Below are 19,641 nucleotides of genomic sequence, written 5' to 3'. Positions count from 1 at the left end.
AAGTAAAGGGGGAATCAATGAACATTTTCGCACGTTTTAATTTGTAAGATGGGTTAGTTGGTACTGTTCTTCCTCAAAAAAACAGGGAAATAGAGGGGAATTATGCACAAAATCTAAACCGGTTTAGATTTATTCTGATTTGTTCTGTTCTGTAACTTACTTGATCTTTGAATAAGCCTTACTCCACAGCGGCTGGCGCAAATTATTTTTAGAGAATAACTCCTTCCTGAAAGAAAATTCATCCTATTGATTTATGAAGTGAATATTTTACGATGACCCATTATCCTAAGCTGTACCTTAATCGAAAGGAATGGTGATAAGTATGAGGAATAATTGTAATCGCTTACTTAAAATATTATTCTGCTGCATTCTGATAACCTCAATCATAACGCCTGGTACCAGTTCTACCGTTATGGCCAAGGTTCTCCCGGGTTTAGCGGATGTATCCCGGGAAGTGGCCGCTGAAGGTATCGTGCTGCTGCAAAATCCGGAGTATAAACTAGCAGGGTCAGAAGTAAATGAGAATGAACAAGTGCTCCCTATCAAGAAGAGTGAAAATGTATCTGTATTTGGCCGCATACAAGCGCATTATTACAAGTCAGGCACAGGATCTGGGGGTGCTGTAAGGGTAGATTATGTGAACGGGATTCTGGAGGGGCTTCGGAACAATCCCAGTCTCAAGTTAAATGAAGAGCTGGCGAAGGTCTACGCCGACTGGATCAAAAAGAATCCTTTCAACAACGGCGGTGGTGGCTGGGCAGCAGAGCCATGGTCCCAGGCGGAAATGCCTTTAACCGATGAAATTGTGGATGCAGCAAAAGCAAAAACGGATGCTGCTGTGGTCATCATCGGCAGAACAGCCGGTGAAGATAAAGATAATACGGACGTCAAGGGTGCCTATAAGCTGACAGACCTTGAAGTTGATATGCTTAACCGGGTCTATGCCAAATTCGACCGAGTGGCCATCGTATTGAACGTAGCCAACGTTATCGATATGTCATGGGCTAAAAACTATCCCAAAGCTGCTATTTTGTATACATGGCAAGGGGGGATGGAAGGGGGAAGTGCAGTAGCCGATGTGCTGACCGGAGATGTTACGCCAAGCGGTAAATTGAGCGATACGATTGCAGCTACACTTGCTGACTATCCTTCTACTGCACATTTTGGCAGCAAAACTGAGAATTCTTATAGTGAGGATATTTATGTAGGTTATCGGTATTTTGAGACCTTTGCTCCAGATAAGGTGCTCTATCCATTTGGTTACGGGTTGTCCTATACCAATTTCAAGATCACTACTGACAATGTCACTGCTGGTGAGAATGAGGTTGCGGTGACTGTAACTGTTCAGAATACAGGTAAGGTGGAAGGCAAAGAAGTTGTACAGATTTATTACGGTGCACCACAAGGTAAACTTGGTAAACCGGCCAAGGAGCTTGCTGCTTTTGCTAAGACCCGGCTGCTACAGCCTGGGGAAGCACAGTCAATCACCATCACATATGACACCAAAGATATGGCTTCATATGATGACAGCGGGATTACAGGTCATGATTCATCTTATGTCCTAGAAGCTGGTGACTATAATATTTATGTAGGCAACAGTGTAAGTGACAGCGTAAAGCAAGGAGTATACAGTCTAAATACTTTGAAGGTTGTAGAAACCTTGCAGGAAGCGCTCGCGCCTACTAAGGAATTTGATCGCATCAAACCAGGTCAGCCGAATGGAAATGGTACTTTTACCACTGTTACTGAAAAGGTACCGATAAGAACTACCAACTTGGATGAGAGAATCAAACAGAATCTCCCTGCGTCCATTCCACAAACTGGGGACAAGGGTTATACCCTATTGGATGTATACAATCAAAAAGTGACTATGGACCAGTTCATCGCACAATTGTCTAACAACGATCTAGGGGCCATTATTTTAGGGGAAGGGATGTCCAGCCCTAAAGTTACTGCTGGTACCGCTGCCGCCTTTGGTGGTGTCACTAAAAATCTGCTGAAATTCGGACTCCCTATCGACAGTGCGGCGGACGGCCCTTCAGGCATCCGGATGGAGACCAATGCAGAGAAGGCAACCAGTATCCCGAACGGGACGATGCTTGCTTGTACGTGGAACACGGAGCTCAATGAAAGATTATTCGATCTTCTCGGCAAAGAAATGTTGATTAACAATATTGATACGCTGCTAGGACCGGGAATCAATATCCACAGAAGTCCCCTGAACGGGAGAAACTTCGAGTATTTTTCGGAGGATCCGTTACTGACAGGCATCATGGCTGCTGCACAGACAAGGGGTCTTCAGAAGAACGGTACGGCACCAACGATTAAGCATTTCGCTGCAAACAATCAGGAAACGGATAGACATCTTGTGAATGCACTTGTCTCTGAAAGAGCGCTGCGCGAGATTTATTTGAAAGGTTATGAAATGGCTGTGAAGAGTGGAAAGGCGCGTTCAGTGATGACGTCCTATGGTCCGGTAAACGGTACTTGGGCTTCCAGTAACTATGATCTGAATACCACCATCCTTCGCGGAGAATGGGGCTTTGACGGGATTGTCATGACAGACTGGTGGGCGAAGATGAGTGAGGACCAGGGCTTCTATGCCACTACCAATCGTTATGATGAAACCAATGGCAAAGCTATGGTTCGTGCCCAAAACGATCTTTACATGGTAATTCCGAACGATTATGCAGAAACGCATAAGAATCGGAATAACAGTACCTTTAATACGATGACATCGCTTGCTAACGGCAGTCTGACCTTAGGAGAATTGCAGCGTTCTGCTAAAAATATCACGAGCTTCTTGATGCAATCTCCAGCCTTTGCAAGAACGGCAAAGATTGACTACGTGGTCAATTACACGCCGGGAAAAGATTGGTTCCGGGTGAATACGGACAAATCGGGTGATCCGCAGCTCTCCGAGATTACGGCAGGCGGCAAAAAGATCAAGATATTTAATCCATTGAAACTCGACTATAAGGCCTTTGGTGAAACGACTGAAATAAGCAGCTACCCTGAAGTCAAAGCTACGGCGACAGCCGGTGTAGACGTAAGTGTACGACAAGCCGATAAAGATAGACCGGCTGCTGTAATTACTGCTTCGGCCGGAGGAGAGAAACGGATCTATAAGGTTATCTTCACTTCGGAGGAAGGCTTGGAACCGATTTTTGAGAATCCGACCTATGCTTATTTAAAGAACATCTCGATTGATGGTAAGCCGCTTGAGGGTTTTGCGCAGACCAGGTTCAGTTATGATGTAGGTCTCAGTAACGGGGCTGCTTTACCTAAAGTTACGTTTGAATCCAATGATGGTGTAAAAGCGACAGCCAACGTAGATCTCATCAATAAAAGAGTGACGATCAAATGTATCAGCTCCGATCAGGCGAATTCTTATGTGATACAGTTTGGTACGACACCACAGAGCGATGAGTTCGACACTACGAGTTTAAGCAACTTCTGGACGATTAATAAAGAGACTGCTACCAATGCAGAAAACAGCAAAAATTGGTCTTTGAGCACTGCTCCCGGCAATTTAAGAATCATCGCTGAAAGAGGGGACTTCTGGAGTGATCATGCAGATTTGAAGAACTATTTCCAGCAGGAAGCCTTCGGCAACTGGGAAGCAACCGTAAAAATTAATATGAGCAAAGCGCCAAATCAAAATTATAACGGCGTCGGCATCACGGCTTCACAGGATAACAATAACTATATCTGGGTGAAGTATGAATACAGTAGCGGCAAGATCATTGGCATGACCAAAGAAACCGGAGGCACGGAGCCTGTTACCATCGGACAACTGTCTGCCAGTCAGCTCACTAGTATTTTCGGAGAAAAGAAAGAGCTATATTTACGGCTGAAAAAAATAGGTAACAGCTACTCGGGTTATGTCAGCGCTGACGGCAAGGAATATATTTCACTAGGCAGTACAACTGCGAATTATGCCAATCCGAAGTTTGGGTTACTTGCATCCAACGGAAGTCAGACTCTTACAGATCCATTTATTGTTGATTTTGATTATGTCAGAATCAATAGTGATGTAGCTTTGGCAGTAAAGAAGATAGGGAAAAATACTAAATTGAAGGTAGCTGAAACGGAATTTGCCTCCATTACTCCAATAATCACGCCGGTAAGCAGCAATGATGTAGACGGCGGATTATGCTACACCAACACCAGCAAAGGTGAAGCCATTTCCTATAAGGTAAATGTGGAGAAAGAAGGCATGTACAAAGTCACATCACGAATTCGTTCCAGTCAATCGGATGTCGCCCAAATGTCCTTTGGCGTCTATGATGGCGATAAGCTACTGGGAACCTTTGACCTTACCACGACTAAAGGGGTATGGAAAACCTTCAGAATCCCTGATATTCATCTGTCGGAGGGCGAGCATACCCTTAGAATTGTATTTGAGAGTGCTGGCATTGACTTGAACTGGCTAACCTTCCAGTTAAAGCAGGACAATGTAGACACATCTGCGTTAGATGCGGATATCAAGGCTGCTCAAAACATCGATATGAGTGCATACACAGCTTACAAAAAGCTCAAATTCAACGCTGTGCTGGAAGAGGTCAAGGCTGTTCTTGCCGAGCCGATCAACGATGAGGTTGTTGCAGAGGCCATAGCTTCTTTGAAAACGGCTATAACAGATTTGAGCCTATCGTCCATGCCGATCAATATTGCTCCGAGAGAAACGTTGAAGGTAGAGAACGGTATTAGAATTTATCCTTATAATGCACCATGGATTTATGCAACCAATACCCAGTTCAGATTTGAAAGTGGCACGGAGGCCATGAGCTATGTCAATTCTAATGACCTTGTTTATTTCGGTCAGGTTGACTTGACCAATCTTGTGGAAGTCAGAGTGCAGTATGCCCGTGAAGGCGGAACCTCTCCATCCTTTAAGTTCTATACAGAGGCGGACAATACGGGTAAACCAGTTAAACGAGCTACCACAACAGGAAGAGCATACGCTGATGCTTACAGCGGCGGAGGTTCTTTTGAACTTGGTAATGAATTTGCAAGCATTAGTTTTGCTCAGAAAGCAGGCGCTGCTTGGGGAAATTATGGCATGGCAAGCACCAAGCAAACGCCCGGAAATTCTTATATTGATCATTATTTGACAGCGGAAACCTTCCTAGACAGAAGCAAAGTGACTGGAAAACAAAATGTGTATATGATTTTTAACGGATTAAATGCTAATTTGCAATATGTTGAACTCATTTATGCTGAGCCGATTGAAGTAAACTTCGATCAGAATTATCTGGATGCACCATCGCCTACTAAGGTAACCGCACTTAAAGGTGAAGCATTAAGTAGCTTACCTATGGCACCGGAACGTGAAGGTTACATTTTTGATGGCTGGTTTGATAATAAAGAAGGGACCGGTGATGCATTAGCCGCAGAGACAGTATTGAACAGAAGCACGGTGTATTATGCCAAATGGACAGAGGATACCCATGCTAGAGACATTGTATCGATTGTTCAGCCGCAACTGCTGAGTGTACCGTTCGGGACTGCTGCAGGAGAATTAATTCTACCTGCTACAGTGGAAGCAACATTGGGCAACAAAAAGGTAATTCACTTGCCTGTACAATGGGACAGTAAAGATTATAACGGCGGCAAAGCAGGGAGTTATACGCTTGCAGGCAGCTTTGAGCTACCAGAGGGTGTGTTGAACAGTACCCATCAAACTGTTTCTATAACAGTGGTTGTACTGCCAGAAGGCATTAAACCTATCCAGATTACTAAAGTTGAGAAGCTGGAGGGTAAAAATGTTGAGTTTGGCACCGCCTTTGATAAGCTGGAATTGCCATCTTCAGTTACAGTAACACTGGATACGTATGAGATGAAGGAACTTGTTGTTCAATGGAGCCCTACTGGTTATAACGGTAATGCAGAAGGATCATACGTACTGAACGGTACTATGGTTCTGGAAGAAGGAATGATTAATCCGAATGATCTGAAAGCTTCCATCACCATTCAGGTAATGCCGGAGGTGATTCGTATTGCTGAGATTACCGCCGTGCAGGATTTGGAAAGTAAGAGTGTTCCATTCGGGACTCCATTTTATGGATTGAAGCTGCCATCTTCAATTAAAGCTACATTGAATAACGGGGAGACCAAGGAGATATCCATTGAATGGAACGATGAAGGTTACAATGGCGATAAACAGGGGACTTATATCCTGAATGGTGCGCTAGTACCTGTGGAAGGGATCAGCAATCCAAAGAACCTTAAGGCAACCATTAAGATTGATGTACTGCCAGAGATCGTTACGATTCCGGAGATTACGGCAGTGCAAGCACTAGTAAGTAAGAGCGTTGCTTACGGTACCGGATTTGACGCGCTGGAGCTGCCAGCATCAGTATCTGTAACTCTAAATACTGAGGTGAATAGGGTCATTTCTGTTCAGTGGAACAAGGAAGGCTATAACGGTAATGCGGAAGGAACGTACACTATCAAGGGGGATCTGATCTTGCCGGAGGGTGTAGGTAATCCGCTTGGCCTGAAGGTGCAGATTTCTGTGATCGTTAAACCTTACAGCGGCGGATCAGGTGGAGATAGCGGTCAACCAAACACACCAACACCGACTACCCCAGCGGTACCTACAGTACCGTCGATTCCTGGAGAAGTCATAAAACCTGGAGAACAGCAGCCTCAGACTCCAAAAACAGATGAAAAAACTAAGACACCGGAACTAATCAGACAAGAGCTCAAGAATAAATTCAAAGATGCTGCTCTAATTCCTACTTGGGCAGAATCCGCAATTGCAGCGCTGATGGAGAGAAATATTATCGGCGGACGCACAGACGGAAGCTTTGATCCAAGCGGGAAGGTAAACCGTGCCGAGTTTGTTGCCATGGTAGTAAAAAGTTTCAACTTCAGCATGGGTGAGAATCAAAAGCAGTTTACTGACGTTCTGAAAGATGCTTGGTATAAAAACTATGTTGAGATTGGCACTTCTAATCAGCTGATCAACGGTATCGGTAACGGAATGTTTGCTCCAAATAGCAGCATTAGCCGTCAGGACTTGTGTGTAATTCTATTCAATGCATTGAAGAAACTGAATGTTGAATTACCGCAAGCGATGAACCATGACTTCCCAGATGATGCTTCTATCGCAGGTTATGCTAAAGAAGCGGTCTATGCCTTCAAAGATCTTGGTATTGTTAATGGAGGCAGTGGTGGAGAAATGCATCCGACAGCTTCGGCCACAAGAGCTGAAGCAGCTGTGATCATCAAAAATGTGCTCGATTACTATGCTAGTGTAACAAGCTCTAAAGTGAAATAAACAAAATAAGGGTATCCCGGCGCCGATTTTAATCGGTCAGGGATACCCTTATTTTGTTATATCGTAACTTTACTAAGGCTGATGCAGCGTCCCCAGCAACTCCCCCATTTTTACCTTCGAGTTGACCTCAAGGTTAGGTCTTGGGGTAAAAGTACCGCTTTCCATAAGCAGCACTACAGTGGAGCCGAACTCGAAATAGGCTAGATCATCGCCGATTTGCCACTCGGTAGCATTAGCATCCGTATACCGGATGCTGCTGACGTTCATCGCGCCTACCTTCACTACTGCGGTTTCACCATAGCTTCCAGCGATATACGTAATGAGACGTTCGTTACGATTCAATACACCCTTCATATGTCGCATACCGAAATCATTGACAGGGTAGGCTCGTCCACGAATATAATCGCTCTCCACCTTATGTCCAGTAAGGGGAGAGTGAATCCGGTGATAATCTGTAGGACTCAGATAAAGGACGAAGAAAAAGCCCTTTTTGTACAGCTCCAGATGTGGAGAATGATTTAGTAGATCCTCGATCTTATAATCCTGCCCTTTTACATTCATAATCGTACCAGAATTAATATCGCCCATAGCAGTAATCATTGCATCTACGGGACTAACTAAAGCGTCAGCATCGGTTGCAATAGGCCGCATGCCAGGCTTCAGCCGGCGGCTGAAAAACTCATTAAGAGTGAGATATTCTCCAGGATTCTTCTCCGCCTGCGCGGAGGGGATTTGATAAGTCTTAATAAATACCGGGATTAGAAAACGGCTGAGTCTACTATGAGAAAAAGACCCCATTATCCGTGAAATCCATCGGTGCGAGGATAGCTCGGTCATCAGCCGCAGCAATTGTTTTACCATGCCCATCTCCCTTCCATAATACAGCAGTACGGCTGTATGCGGCCGTCTCTGCTCTGCATTATATTGACATAGAATAGGAGACAAATCAATAACCGTTATATATGAGACTGTTCTTTTCTAGTAAAAAACGTGCGTATCCCATAGGTCTTCGGTAACTCTCCTTCCAAATCTCTGTTAGGCCGGCTTTGTGAAATCCATAGCGTTGGTCGCGGCCATTGCATTCTATGAAGAAGAGTTGGCCTTCCTTAGTAATGCCAATATCCAGTCCGATATCAGCCAGACCTGGAAGGTCTTGTTCGAGACAACGTGCGATCACAAGACTAAGTGCTTCGACAGACATACGGATATGGGCTGCTGTTGATCTAGTGAAAGCTTTTTCAAGTGCAAAGGAAGAGCTTAACGCTTCGCCTCCACGGGCTATATTGGAGACAAAACCCCCAGGGGGTGCCAGTTTGGCAAAGAGCCCCGTGACTTGCCAATCTCCTCCCCAGCCGCGTTGAACAGTGACCCGCAGATCAAATGGACGTCCTCCAATCTCCGCAAGGGGAATACGCTCCTGCACGAGGTAAGGGACGGAGGCAAGACGTGTTCGGAGCGCTTTTGGCAGTGCCCCCTGATAGACGGGAGTGCTTATCCAGCGCCGCATTGAGGGAGAGAGATAATTTAGGCTCCAGCGCTGTGTTCCTTTGCGAACCAGCCGCATGACACCATGCCCAATGCTTCCACGGCATGGTTTAAGAATAAGATCTGGGTAATGATTCATCATTTGTTTGAGTCCAGATACTCCTGTTGTTGCAGGCAATACCTCACGAAGCTCTTCATGCTGCTCAAGCAGTTCATGGATCTCATCTTTGCCGTATCGATTGCATGTATTGTACACCAAAGGATGGTGCCGCAGCAGACGTTGCATCCCTGGACTATTTTGGCTGTATATCGCCCGGTTATGGATGACAGTGGGCGTAGGTACTACAACGCTTTTATATCCAAGAGAACCTTTTATATAGGCGGCACTGAAGCCTGAGTCTGTATCGATGTCCGCGAGCTTCAGGAAGCAAGGGACTAAGCCGTATGCAGCGGCCGCCTCTTCATAGTTGGATAGAGACTCCTGTCCTGTTTTTAGCCGGGGAACGCCTCGGTGCATATCGGCATTTAGTAGTATTCCAACGAGCTTATGCCCCATGTCTGTACCTCCTGTTTCTTCGGTCACGTGATTCCCGCCTTTACTACTCTTGTCATTGTATGTTTGTACCCGCGTGTCAGGGTGGACGAATGCGCGGCGGCAGAAGCCTTTTTTTATAAATATAAGAAAGTATAAATTTCATCAGAATCTAATAAAGGGCTTATTGCAAAAGGGTGTCATCAGCCCATACCGCTGCATATGATGCCTAGGAGAAACATTAGATGGAAGGAGGAGACTGCTTGTGAGGGGTTCCAAAAAAAAGCAGCCGCGCAGTCCACAAAAACGACTCTACTATGTAGATAATCCCAATATAAAGGAACTGACTATGCTGGAAAGCAAAAGCAGTTCAAAGGATTCGGGGAGCGGCAGTGACGGAGTCAGTAAAGCAGAGCTCGCGGATGTTCAGGTAAGTGGAGGAGCAATAGCTGAAGTCGTTCAAGAGGAAGCGATTTTCGTACCCGTTCTGCAACCAGAGCCAGAGCCTATAGTGGAAACACAGCTTCAGAAACAGGCGGATAATCTTCCTGAGACGATATGGTTCGCTCCTGAAAAAGAGCGGTTCCAGCCTGTTTATACAGATGATCTATCGGATGCAGCAGTGACCGGGGCTAAAATCGCTCCACGCACCATTGACGGCTCAAAGCTGAAGTTCGGCATTATTGGTACACCTTGGCTGCAAGATTACGCTGTACAGAGTATCAATATCGCGGACAAGGCAGTTACTTCTTCGAAAATTGCGCCTGAATCCATTGTAGGTGAGCATTTAGCCGAAGGAAGCGTAAGTGGCGGTAAACTGCTGGATCATTCCATCAGTGGAGAGAAGCTGAAGAACGGCAGTATTAGTCCGGAGAAGCTGGCGGATCGGATTATTGGCGGCGGTCAAATTGCAGATAAATCCATTGAGAGCCGTCATTTGAGTGATCTGATTATTACGGCAGAGCTACTGGAGGATGGGGCGGTAACTGGTGACAAAATAGGAAGCAGCAGCATCTCGGGCCGCCACATCGCAAATGGGAGTGTTGACCGTTCCAAGCTAGCTGATGCAGCGGTATCAGGCGATAAAATAGCCGATGGTGAAATCAGCGGCTCCAAGCTGGCTGATGCTGTGATTGAAGGTCGCCATCTAAGCGATGCTTTGATAACCGCCAGACATCTGGCTCCGGGAGCGATCGGCCCAGGGCAGCTTGCCAGCAAGCTGATCGGCAAGGAGCAGCTTCAGTCGGGTGTAATCGAAGGCGCACATGTAGCTGATGGCGCTATCGGTTCCAAGCAGCTAGGTGCAGAAGTGGTGAGAAGTATCCACTTAAGTGCAGAAAGCGTGCACGGTTCCCATATCAGCGACGGGGAAATAACGAGTCGACATCTGGCTGACCGAAGTATCTCCTTTTTAAAGCTAACGGAAGGTGCGGTAGGCACTGCACAGCTGGTTGAGCAAGCGGTCACCTCATCGAAAATCGCTGATCAAAGCATACTCGCACATAAGCTAGCAGATGAAGCTGTAACCACAAGACATATTGCTAAATCCGCCATACGCGGACCGCAAATCGCTATGCAGGCTGTTTCCTCCAATCATCTGGAACGTGAGGCTGTGAACCACTCTCATTTAGCTCCGGAGTCGGTAGGCTCGGAGCAGCTTATGGATGAAGCTATTTATACTCATCATCTGTCCTCTGGCGCTGTCACTGGAGAAAAGCTGGCCTCAGAGTCTGTAGGTGCGGAGCAACTTCGTCCACAGAGCGTAACTTCCGCCAAGTTAGCCGACGGAGTGGTGAGCTCGGCGAAACTAGCAGCAGGATCGGTCATTGGAAGCACGATTGCCCGTGAAGTGGTGAGTGGGGAGCATATTGCTTTTTGTGCAGTGGAGGAGAAACATCTAGCCGATGCCAGCGTGAGCGGCCGTGCGTTGCAGGATGCTGTGGTAGATAAAGATCATCTTGCCACTGGAGCTGTGGAACGGAGACATCTCGGAGAAAATAGTGTGACTGCAGCTGCGATTCAGTCCGGTTCGGTTTCAGGCGATAAGCTGGCTTCTGCTGCGGTGAGGGAGATTCATTTGGCTGCTGGAGCAGTGCAGCCGCATCATCTGGCAGATCATGTAGTGACGTCGTTAAAGCTGTCCCCGGAAAGTGTATCGACAGATAAGATTAGTGATTTATCGGTCACTTCGGCTAAGCTTGCCGACGGAAGTGTAGATTCTAGTAAATTAGCAGCGTCGGCAGTTCAGGCAGAGCATTTATCTGTGAATGTAGTTCAATCAAAATCCATTAGTGACAGTGCGGTTCAGAGCAGACATTTGAATCCGGGAAGCATCGGCGGAGCGCATATCCGGCCGTTGTCCATTGGAAATGGCCATATTATTCCTAATTCCATCTCTACGGTTCAAATACAAGAGGGCAGTATAAGCGGCTCTAAGCTGGCCAAAGAGGCTGTGGATTCCCAGCATCTTTCACCGAGCAGTGTAGACGGCAGCCATCTATGTGCGGATACGATTGAAGGACGGCATATCGGATATGGTGAGATCAAGCTGGCTCATCTAGCAGAAGATGCACGCAGCTCCGACTTGCTGCCAGAGGGTAGTATTACTGGGGAGAAGCTAGCAGAAGAATCCGTTGATTCTATTCATCTTGTACCTGAAAGTGTGAACGGAAATCATCTGAGTCTTGGTGCAGTAGAAGGCCGTCACATCCGGCATGGAGAGATCACACTCGCTCATTTGGCAGAAGAGACTTTTAGTTCTGAGCTGCTGCCTAACGGTAGTATTACCGGCGAGAAGCTCGCAAAGGGATCTGTAGGTTCTGTTCATTTAGTGGATGGAAGTGTAAATGGCAGTCATCTGAGCCCAGATACAATAGAAGGACGTCATATCGGGTACGGTGAGATCACACTGGCTCATCTAGCTAACGATGCACGTAGTGCAGACTTGCTTCCAGACGGCAGTATTACCAGAGAAAAGCTAGCAGAAGAATCTGTGAATTCAATTCATTTAATACCTGGAAGCGTAAATGCCAGTCATCTGAGCCCAGATACAATAGAAGGACGTCATATCGGGTACGGTGAGATCACATTGGCCCATCTGGCTAACGACGCACGTAGTGCAGACTTGCTTCCAGACGGCAGTATTACCAGAGAAAAGCTAGCAGAAGAATCTGTGAATTCAATTCATTTAATACCTGGAAGCGTAAATGGCAGTCATCTGAGCCCAGATACAATAGAAGGACGTCATATTGGGTACGGTGAGATCACACTGGCTCATCTAGCTAACGATGCACGTAGCTCAGACTTGCTTCCAGACGGCAGTATTACCAGAGAAAAACTGGCAGAAGAATCTGTGAATTCAAGTCATCTAATACCTGGAAGTATAAATGGCGATCATCTGGGTCCGGATACAATAGAGGGCCGGCATATCGGGTACGGTGAGATTACCCTATCACATCTAGCTAAAGAAGTACGTAGTTCGGAGTTGTTACCGGAAGGCTGTATTACCGGGGATAAGCTGGCAAAAGAATCCGTAGATTCTACTCATCTTGCACCTGAAAGTGTAGGGAGTAGTCATCTGAGTTCGGGTGCAGTAGAAGGTCGCCATATCGGAAACAGCGAAATCACACTGGCTCATCTAGCAGCAGAAACGCGTAGTGCGGACTTGTTACTGGATGGCAGTATTACTGGCGAGAAGTTGGCAGAAGAATCGGTAAGTTCTATCCATCTTGCACTTGGAAGTGTAGGGAGCAGTCATCTGAGTCCGGGTGCAGTAGAAGGCCGACATATTGGGTACGGTGAAATCACGCTGGCTCATCTAGCAGCAGAAACGCGTAGTGCGGACTTGTTACTGGATGGCAGTATTACTGGCGAGAAGTTGGCAGAAGAATCGGTAAGTTCTATCCATCTTGCACTTGGAAGTGTAGGGAGCAGTCATCTGAGTCCGGGTGCAGTAGAAGGCCGACATATTGGGTACGGTGAAATCACGCTGGCTCATCTGTCGGAAGAAGCTTGTAGTGCTGATCTGCTGCCAGACGGTAGCCTTACTGGTGAGAAGCTGGCAAATCAATCCGTAGATTCTATTCACCTGGTGCCTGGAAGTGTGGATGGTAGTCATCTGAGTTCGGGGACAGTAGAAGGGCGTCACATCCTGCATGGTGAGATCACTTTAGCTCATCTGTCAGAAGAGGCTCGTAGTGCTGACCTGCTGCCAGATGGTAGCCTTACTGGTGAGAAGCTGGCGGAAGCATCCGTAGATTCTATTCATCTAGCGCCTGAAAGTGTAAATGGAAGTCATCTGAGTCCAAGTACAATAAAAGGCCGTCATATCCGACACGGAGAGATTAGTCTGGCTCATCTGTCAGAAGAGGTTCGTAGCTCTGATCTGCTGCCAGACGGCAGTATTACCGGAAAGAAATTGGAGGGTGGATCTATTAATGCCTTCCATTTGTCTCCGGGCAGCGTGTATGGGGGACATTTAGCGAGTGATACGATAGATAGCCGTCATCTCCGGTCTGGAAGCATCGCTCTGAATCATTTAGCAGAAGAAGTATTTAGCGCCGATTTGTTGCCGGATGGCAGTATCACAGGAGAAAAATTGGAGGGTGGATCCATCCATTCTTTCCATCTGGCTCCTGGTAGCGTCTATGGTGGTCATTTGGCAGCGGATGCGGTGGATAGTCGTCACATTCGATCTGACAGCATCACCTTAGGGCATCTGTCAGAAGAGGTGCGTAGCGCCGATCTGTTGCCGGAAGGAAGTATCACCGAAGAAAAGCTGGCCGAAGGTTCAGTGAATTCTTTACATTTGCAGCCATGGAGTGTGTATGGAGAGCATCTTGCTGACCAGATCGTGGCAGATCGACATTTGCAGCCCGGTATCATCAAATTGGAGCATCTTGCGGATGAAACACGTAGCGCAGCGCTGCTTCAGGATGCTAGCATCGACGGATTGAAGCTTAAGGCAGGCAGCATCGAGTCCACTCATCTGGCCGATGGTGCAGTAGGGACGACGGAGCTTCAGGATGAAGCGGTTGTAGCTTCCAAAATCTCTTCATTTGCCATTCAAGCCCGTCATCTGGAGGAAGAAAGCGTTCAGGATTATCATATTGCGCCCGGTGCAGTAAACGGAGCCCATTTGGCAGTGAATTCTGTCAATGCTGAACATCTATCCTTCAGTCCGATTCAGACTGCAGGAAAGCGAGAGGCGCTCCAGCAGTTCGGTATGACAGCATTTATGTTCAATGGAGATGCTGAGAGTGTGGAGGTGACCGTATCATTCGATGAGAACTTCGGTCATACGGGTTATGTGCTCGTCGCCATGACGAATCAACCTTACTTCTATGCTTCCTTAAAGAGCAGAGCTAATGGAGATGCAGTGATACAAGTGGTGCGCTTGCGCGAAACTCCTCATTTCTACGGGGTCATCTCTTGGATTGCTATCGGCGCTCCTTTAGCCAAACCGGCAGTGGATGATCGAGTGTTTGATTAAATTTCAAATCGTCTCTCTTAAAATAACAGAGCAGCGATTCTTCTTATGGAGATCGCTGCTCTGTTGTTTTTTGGGTCGTTAGCTACATGTACCGCCGAGTCCTAGTCACCCGCTACGGCTTCCGGATCCAAATAACGTAATTTAGGAATAGGGCATTCTTTGGTGTTTTTCCGGACAATAGCGTCTATGGAGTCCATTAGCAATTCAAATAAGGGATAATGCAGCGTTTAGGGTTAGCGGTGTCCCATAGCATACTAGGTACAAGCAAATGTCTCAGCCAAAGTTTGGCGGTGAGTACATTTGTCCTGTTTTCCACTCGACAGGAGACAAAGGCCGTTACCCTGTTCGGCGCAGTACATAAACTGTGATGTAACCCTCAGCCTGACGAATAGGCTCTGTAAGGAAGGTGGATGAGCATGAAGCCCAAACGTACTTCTGCCCGCCGCACAGGACGGCGGGTCTCTCGGATCAAGCGGCGGACTTCACGCCCAGTGCGGCAAGTCGCTGCAGTCCCTATCGTTAACCATCCAAATCCCTATGTTTCCGTAATTATTCCGGCTATGAACGAAGCTAAAACCATTGCGGGAGTGATATCCGGAGCTAGAGGGGTCCATCCGCGCTGCGAGGTTATTGTAGTCGTCAACGGATCAGCCGATCAAACGGCAGAAATTGCTCTTTCGCTTGGTGCACATGTTATTTCCTATGAGTTGCCGCTTGGTCATGACGCTGGTCGCAGTGTGGGAGCAGAGGCAGCCAAGGGAGAGGTTCTCTTGTTTACAGATGGAGATTTAGTGATTCCTGCTACGGGGCTACGTCCTTTCGTCACCGCTATTAGCGGTGGGGCAGACATAGCGCTTAATGATTATTCCGGACCGGTACGAAAACTTTCACCACATCCGGTAGTACTGTCCAAACATGCACTCAATATTTTGCTTGGCCGTCCGGATCTAAAAGGATGTTCGATGACGGCAGTTCCGCACGCAATCAGCCGGAGAGCGCTTGAAATCTTAGGGAGTGAATCATTATCTCGTCCCCCTTTGGCACATGCTCAGGCAGTTCTGAGTGGTTTACGTGTGGTGGCTGCTCACAAAGTACATGTAGGGAAACTGAATGCAGTCAGACGTAAGGAAGATGGCACAGATCCTTTGCAGCAGTTGATTACAACAGATCATATGGAGGCTGTATCCCTCTTGCTTGAACACCGGGGAAACAGGGCAGGGTTTAGCGACGGAACCCGGCGCAGAGAGATGGTGAGATGATGGTTGCTCTGTTACAAGTATCTGGCAGCTCCACCGTTCGACGAGGAACAGCAACTCGTACGGTAAAGAAACGTTCAGCAGCTCGTCCGTCCAAAACGACACGGGCACCCCGTCAAAGGGCAGCGAATCGTTCTGTAAAAAGAGAAGCCGCTGCCGTTCGATCGCCTATTTTGTCTCGGCAATCAAAGGTAGGTCGTGAGGCAATGAAACTACCGAGCTTACGTGGGACCTTGTCGGTTATTATCTCCGCGCGTAACGAGGAGCAGACCCTGGGACGTCTGCTACAACAGGCATCCCGGTTGGAGCCTGCTGAAATAATCGTCGTGCTGAACGGTTGCAGCGATAGCAGCTTTCCCATTTCCAGACAACATCGTCAAGCTGTAATTGTACATTGTCCGGAGTCTGTCGGACATGACGTAGGGCGGGCTATTGGCGCGAAGCTGAGTCGAGGAGATATTCTGCTCTTTCTGGACGGAGACATGGTCATTCCTGCATCTCAGCTCGAATTATTCACAGCTGCGGTAGATGGAGGAATTGATGTGGCTCTTAATGATTTGGATCCACTGATGCCTTCTTTTGGATTATGCGACGATGTCACTCGCAGCAAGCTGTTTCTGAATTATGCTCTAGGACGGTACGATCTCGGAGTTAGCTCTATGACGGCTGTCCCGCACGCGCTTTCTCGGCGAGCGCTTGAGACCATAGGCTACCGTGAATTAATAGTTCCTCCTAAAGCCCAAGCTCTTTCTGTATTGAAAAAGCTAAGGGTGGAGAAAGTGGGAACAGTAAATGTGATTAAGCATAATCGGCTGCGTCAGGCGAACATAGGCGCTGGAAATGCAGTGGAGAAACTGATCATAGGGGATCACGCAGAGGCTCTCCTTGAGGTGCTTTCCCGTCGTGATGATGGGGGCCTACGAAATAATGAAACGCAGCGCGAATACCGCAGACAAGTAGCCGCTTGGAGGAACCGGATATGACGATGACCAGTATTATTATTCCGACCTACAACGCATTGCCTCTGCTGCGGTCCTGTGTGGAATCGATTCGTGCCTATACTCCGCTGCCTTACGAGATCATCGTTGTAGACAATGCTTCAACGGATGGAACGGATGCCTATTGCCGCGCGAATCGTATAACGTTTATTTCTTTGCCTGAGAATCGAGGTTTTCCATCCGCATGCAATATGGGCTTATTGTTAGCATCGGGTGATGAATTACTGCTGCTGAACAATGATGTGGTGGTTTCCCACGGATGGTTAACCAATCTGAAGAGATCATTATATAGTGCTCCTGAAGTAGGTATTGTTGGACCTGTGACTAACTATGCGAGTGGACGTCAACAGGTGAAGACTGATTATGACAGTCTGTTGGATTTTCATAAGGCTGCAGAGAGAACTAACCGTTCCAATCCTCAAAAATGGCTGGAGACTAAACGGTTGGTAGGATTATGTTTTTTATTCAAAAGAGAGTTACTTACTTCCGTAGGTCTGCTGGATGAGAGATACTCACCTGGACATTACGAGGACGATGACTATTGCTATCGCGCCAGGCTAAAGGGATACCGATTGCTCATCGCAGGGGATTGCCTTATACACCATGAAGGAAGTGCGAGCTTTAAGCAGGTATACCACACCGGGCTGCAGGAGCTGGTGGAACGAAATCGTAAGCTTTTTATGAACAAATGGAATGTGGATCCAATACTTTTCATATAAAGTGCAGATCCGAAGGCAAAGGACTTAGATAAAGAGGAGGAAAGTAAGTGAAAGGAGTCATACTGGCGGGCGGAACAGGATCCAGACTTCAACCGCTGACCCGGCTTATGAACAAACATTTGCTTCCGGTCGGCAAATATCCTATGGTGTGTTACGGCATAGATCGGCTTCGCCGAGGAGGAATTACCGACATTCTTCTGGTCATCAGCAAGCAGTCTGCTGGTCTGTATACGGATTTTTTAGGCAGCGGTGCAGCCTTTGGTGTATCTCTGACCTACAAAATTCAGGAGGCTGCTGGAGGCATTGCAGAGGCTCTTGATTTAGCAGAAGGATTCATTTTCCCTGGAGAACGGTTTGTCGTATTGCTTGGGGATAATCTATTTATGGATGATCTGACGCCTTATGTGGAGAGCTATCTTCGACAGCCTGAAGGAACAGCGAAGGTATTGTTGAAGCCGGTGGATGACGCTCGTAGATACGGTGTTCCCGTATTCGACAGTCAAGATTCTGCTTGGATTGCATATATCGAAGAGAAGCCGGAGCATCCAAAGACTAAATTTTGTGTAACAGGTATTTATATGTACGATGAAGCTGTGTTTGATATCATTCGCCAAGTATCCCCTTCCAAGAGAGGGGAACTGGAGATTACCGATGTAAATAATATATATGCTGCCAACCGCAGGCTTAGCTATGATGTCCTCAAGGAGTGGTGGAGTGATGCGGGCACGTTCCAGTCTCTGCGGGAGGCGGGAGAGAAGCTAAAGGATGCACTGCCATAAGTGGCAGTGCTTTTTTTTGTAATATTGGAAAGTAGGAAGGGAGTCGGGAGCTCATGAAAGTTCTTTTGCGATTCTCCACCAGATCAAATCCTCAGTCTCTAGGTACCTTTCTGAACCTAAGCGCTCCAATACTTTATGAGAGGCAATATTATCTTTTTCAGTATCAGCGATTACATAGATGGCTTGGGGATGGCTGAGAATCCACGTATTGATCGTCCGCAATGCCTCAGTAGCGTATCCTTTTCTTCTATATTTCTCATCAATCACGTAACCTATAGTAACCTCGCCTTTTTCATTCGGATACCCTTTAAGAATAATGAACCCGATAATGCATTGATCTTTCTGATGAATGATTGCCCAATTGGTCAACCATAGGTAATGCTCTGGTTCCTGCCGCACTTTTTTGAGCCGTACCTTCATCGCATATTGCATGTCATCGTCAAGCTCGGCACTAATGGCGTTTAAACCCAAATGTTGCTGAAGTTCGGCGTAGTTTTCTGTGGCTAGTGAAAGCTCTGCAGCATTTAAAGGCGCCAAATCGATCCGTTGGCTTCCAAGCTTCATAGTTCCCCCTCCAATCTTTGTGAATGATAGAATGCGCATTTCACATTTTAATCCATTTATAGGCAGGCAGCAATTATTAACATTTTCTATTCAAATATAAGAAAGTTTAAGTTTCACACCATACTTTATGCCTTATATTTCCCGCTGAAATGCTTGGCGGCCTCTTATATCCCCGGCACCGTCCCGGCTTCTGCCGCATATGCTGTAGCAGGGCGTTTGAGCAAAGGAGACATGAAGGTGCAGAATAAAATAACTAAAGTCCTGCAGCACATGGCCCATACGCACGAACAGATGGCGCGGATTCTAGACGCAGAGCGCCACGTGGCTGTCCGTATGTCGCAAATTGTCCACGATCTGCCAGATGCAGATCCCGATTTTGACGGTATCAGCGGGATGATCGAAAGCTCAACTCAGGTAAACAAGAATATTATTGCTTACTTGAACGCACTTGCAGATCTGGAAGAAGCGATGGCTGAAGGGGTAGGCAGAGTAATTAAGGAACTGAACGGTCAAGACGAAGAGTAACGCT

Annotated in this window: 10 protein-coding genes; 7 read left to right on the top strand and 3 right to left on the bottom strand. The window is 47.1% G+C overall.

All coding sequences use genetic code 11. The annotated features are described in order from the left end of the window. Positions 1-412 precede the first annotated feature (412 nt). Positions 413-7,288 carry a glycoside hydrolase family 3 C-terminal domain-containing protein gene (locus R50345_RS30500; protein WP_156114870.1) on the top strand — a complete coding sequence of 2,292 codons (6,876 nt, stop codon included), beginning with the start codon at positions 413-415 and terminating at the stop codon, positions 7,286-7,288. 72 nt (positions 7,289-7,360) lie between these two features. Here R50345_RS30500 and asd read toward each other — a convergent pair whose 3' ends face one another. Further along, a complete protein-coding gene (gene asd, locus R50345_RS24760; RefSeq protein ID WP_042130862.1) occupies positions 7,361-8,149 on the bottom strand; it encodes an archaetidylserine decarboxylase in 789 nt (262 codons plus the stop codon). An 85-nt stretch (positions 8,150-8,234) separates the two neighbouring features. Continuing rightward, positions 8,235-9,356, bottom strand: a complete 1,122-nt coding sequence (locus tag R50345_RS24755; protein ID WP_231573920.1) for a YheC/YheD family endospore coat-associated protein — start codon at positions 9,354-9,356, stop codon at positions 8,235-8,237. A 214-nt stretch (positions 9,357-9,570) separates the two neighbouring features. On the opposite strand from R50345_RS24755, the gene R50345_RS24750 reads away from it, so the two are divergent. The 5 genes from R50345_RS24750 to R50345_RS24730 all read left to right on the top strand — a co-directional run bounded on the left by R50345_RS24750 (position 9,571) and on the right by R50345_RS24730 (position 18,548). Beyond that, entirely contained in the window at positions 9,571-14,796 is a 5,226-nt protein-coding gene (locus tag R50345_RS24750; RefSeq protein WP_042130860.1) for a WIAG-tail domain, read from the top strand. Between the two features lie 416 nt (positions 14,797-15,212). Continuing rightward, complete coding sequence (locus tag R50345_RS24745) at positions 15,213-16,055, top strand: glycosyltransferase family 2 protein (RefSeq protein WP_331281341.1); 843 nt, start codon at positions 15,213-15,215, stop codon at positions 16,053-16,055. Then, the gene (locus tag R50345_RS24740; RefSeq protein ID WP_231573918.1) at positions 16,052-17,035 is read left to right on the top strand and encodes a glycosyltransferase family 2 protein; all 984 of its coding nucleotides are present in this window, start codon (positions 16,052-16,054) and stop codon (positions 17,033-17,035) included. The genes R50345_RS24745 and R50345_RS24740 overlap by 4 nt, the downstream gene beginning before the upstream one ends. Continuing rightward, a complete protein-coding gene (locus tag R50345_RS24735) occupies positions 17,032-17,769 on the top strand; it encodes a glycosyltransferase family 2 protein (protein WP_042130858.1) in 738 nt (245 codons plus the stop codon). Before R50345_RS24740 ends, R50345_RS24735 begins: the two co-directional genes overlap by 4 nt. Positions 17,770-17,816: 47 nt before the next feature. Further along, a complete protein-coding gene (locus tag R50345_RS24730) occupies positions 17,817-18,548 on the top strand; it encodes a sugar phosphate nucleotidyltransferase (protein ID WP_042130857.1) in 732 nt (243 codons plus the stop codon). A gap of 51 nt (positions 18,549-18,599) precedes the next feature. Here R50345_RS24730 and R50345_RS24725 read toward each other — a convergent pair whose 3' ends face one another. Continuing rightward, entirely contained in the window at positions 18,600-19,112 is a 513-nt protein-coding gene (locus R50345_RS24725) for a GNAT family N-acetyltransferase (RefSeq protein ID WP_042130856.1), read from the bottom strand. Between the two features lie 231 nt (positions 19,113-19,343). On the opposite strand from R50345_RS24725, the gene R50345_RS24720 reads away from it, so the two are divergent. Next, positions 19,344-19,637 (top strand): nucleoside-diphosphate sugar epimerase, encoded by a 294-nt coding sequence (locus tag R50345_RS24720; RefSeq protein ID WP_081389864.1) that lies wholly within the window; start codon positions 19,344-19,346, stop codon positions 19,635-19,637. Positions 19,638-19,641 lie beyond the last annotated feature (4 nt).

Source organism: Paenibacillus sp. FSL R5-0345 (assembly GCF_000758585.1).
Classification (GTDB): Bacteria; Bacillota; Bacilli; order Paenibacillales; family Paenibacillaceae; genus Paenibacillus_AQ.
This window is presented reverse-complemented; position numbering and strand designations above follow the sequence as displayed.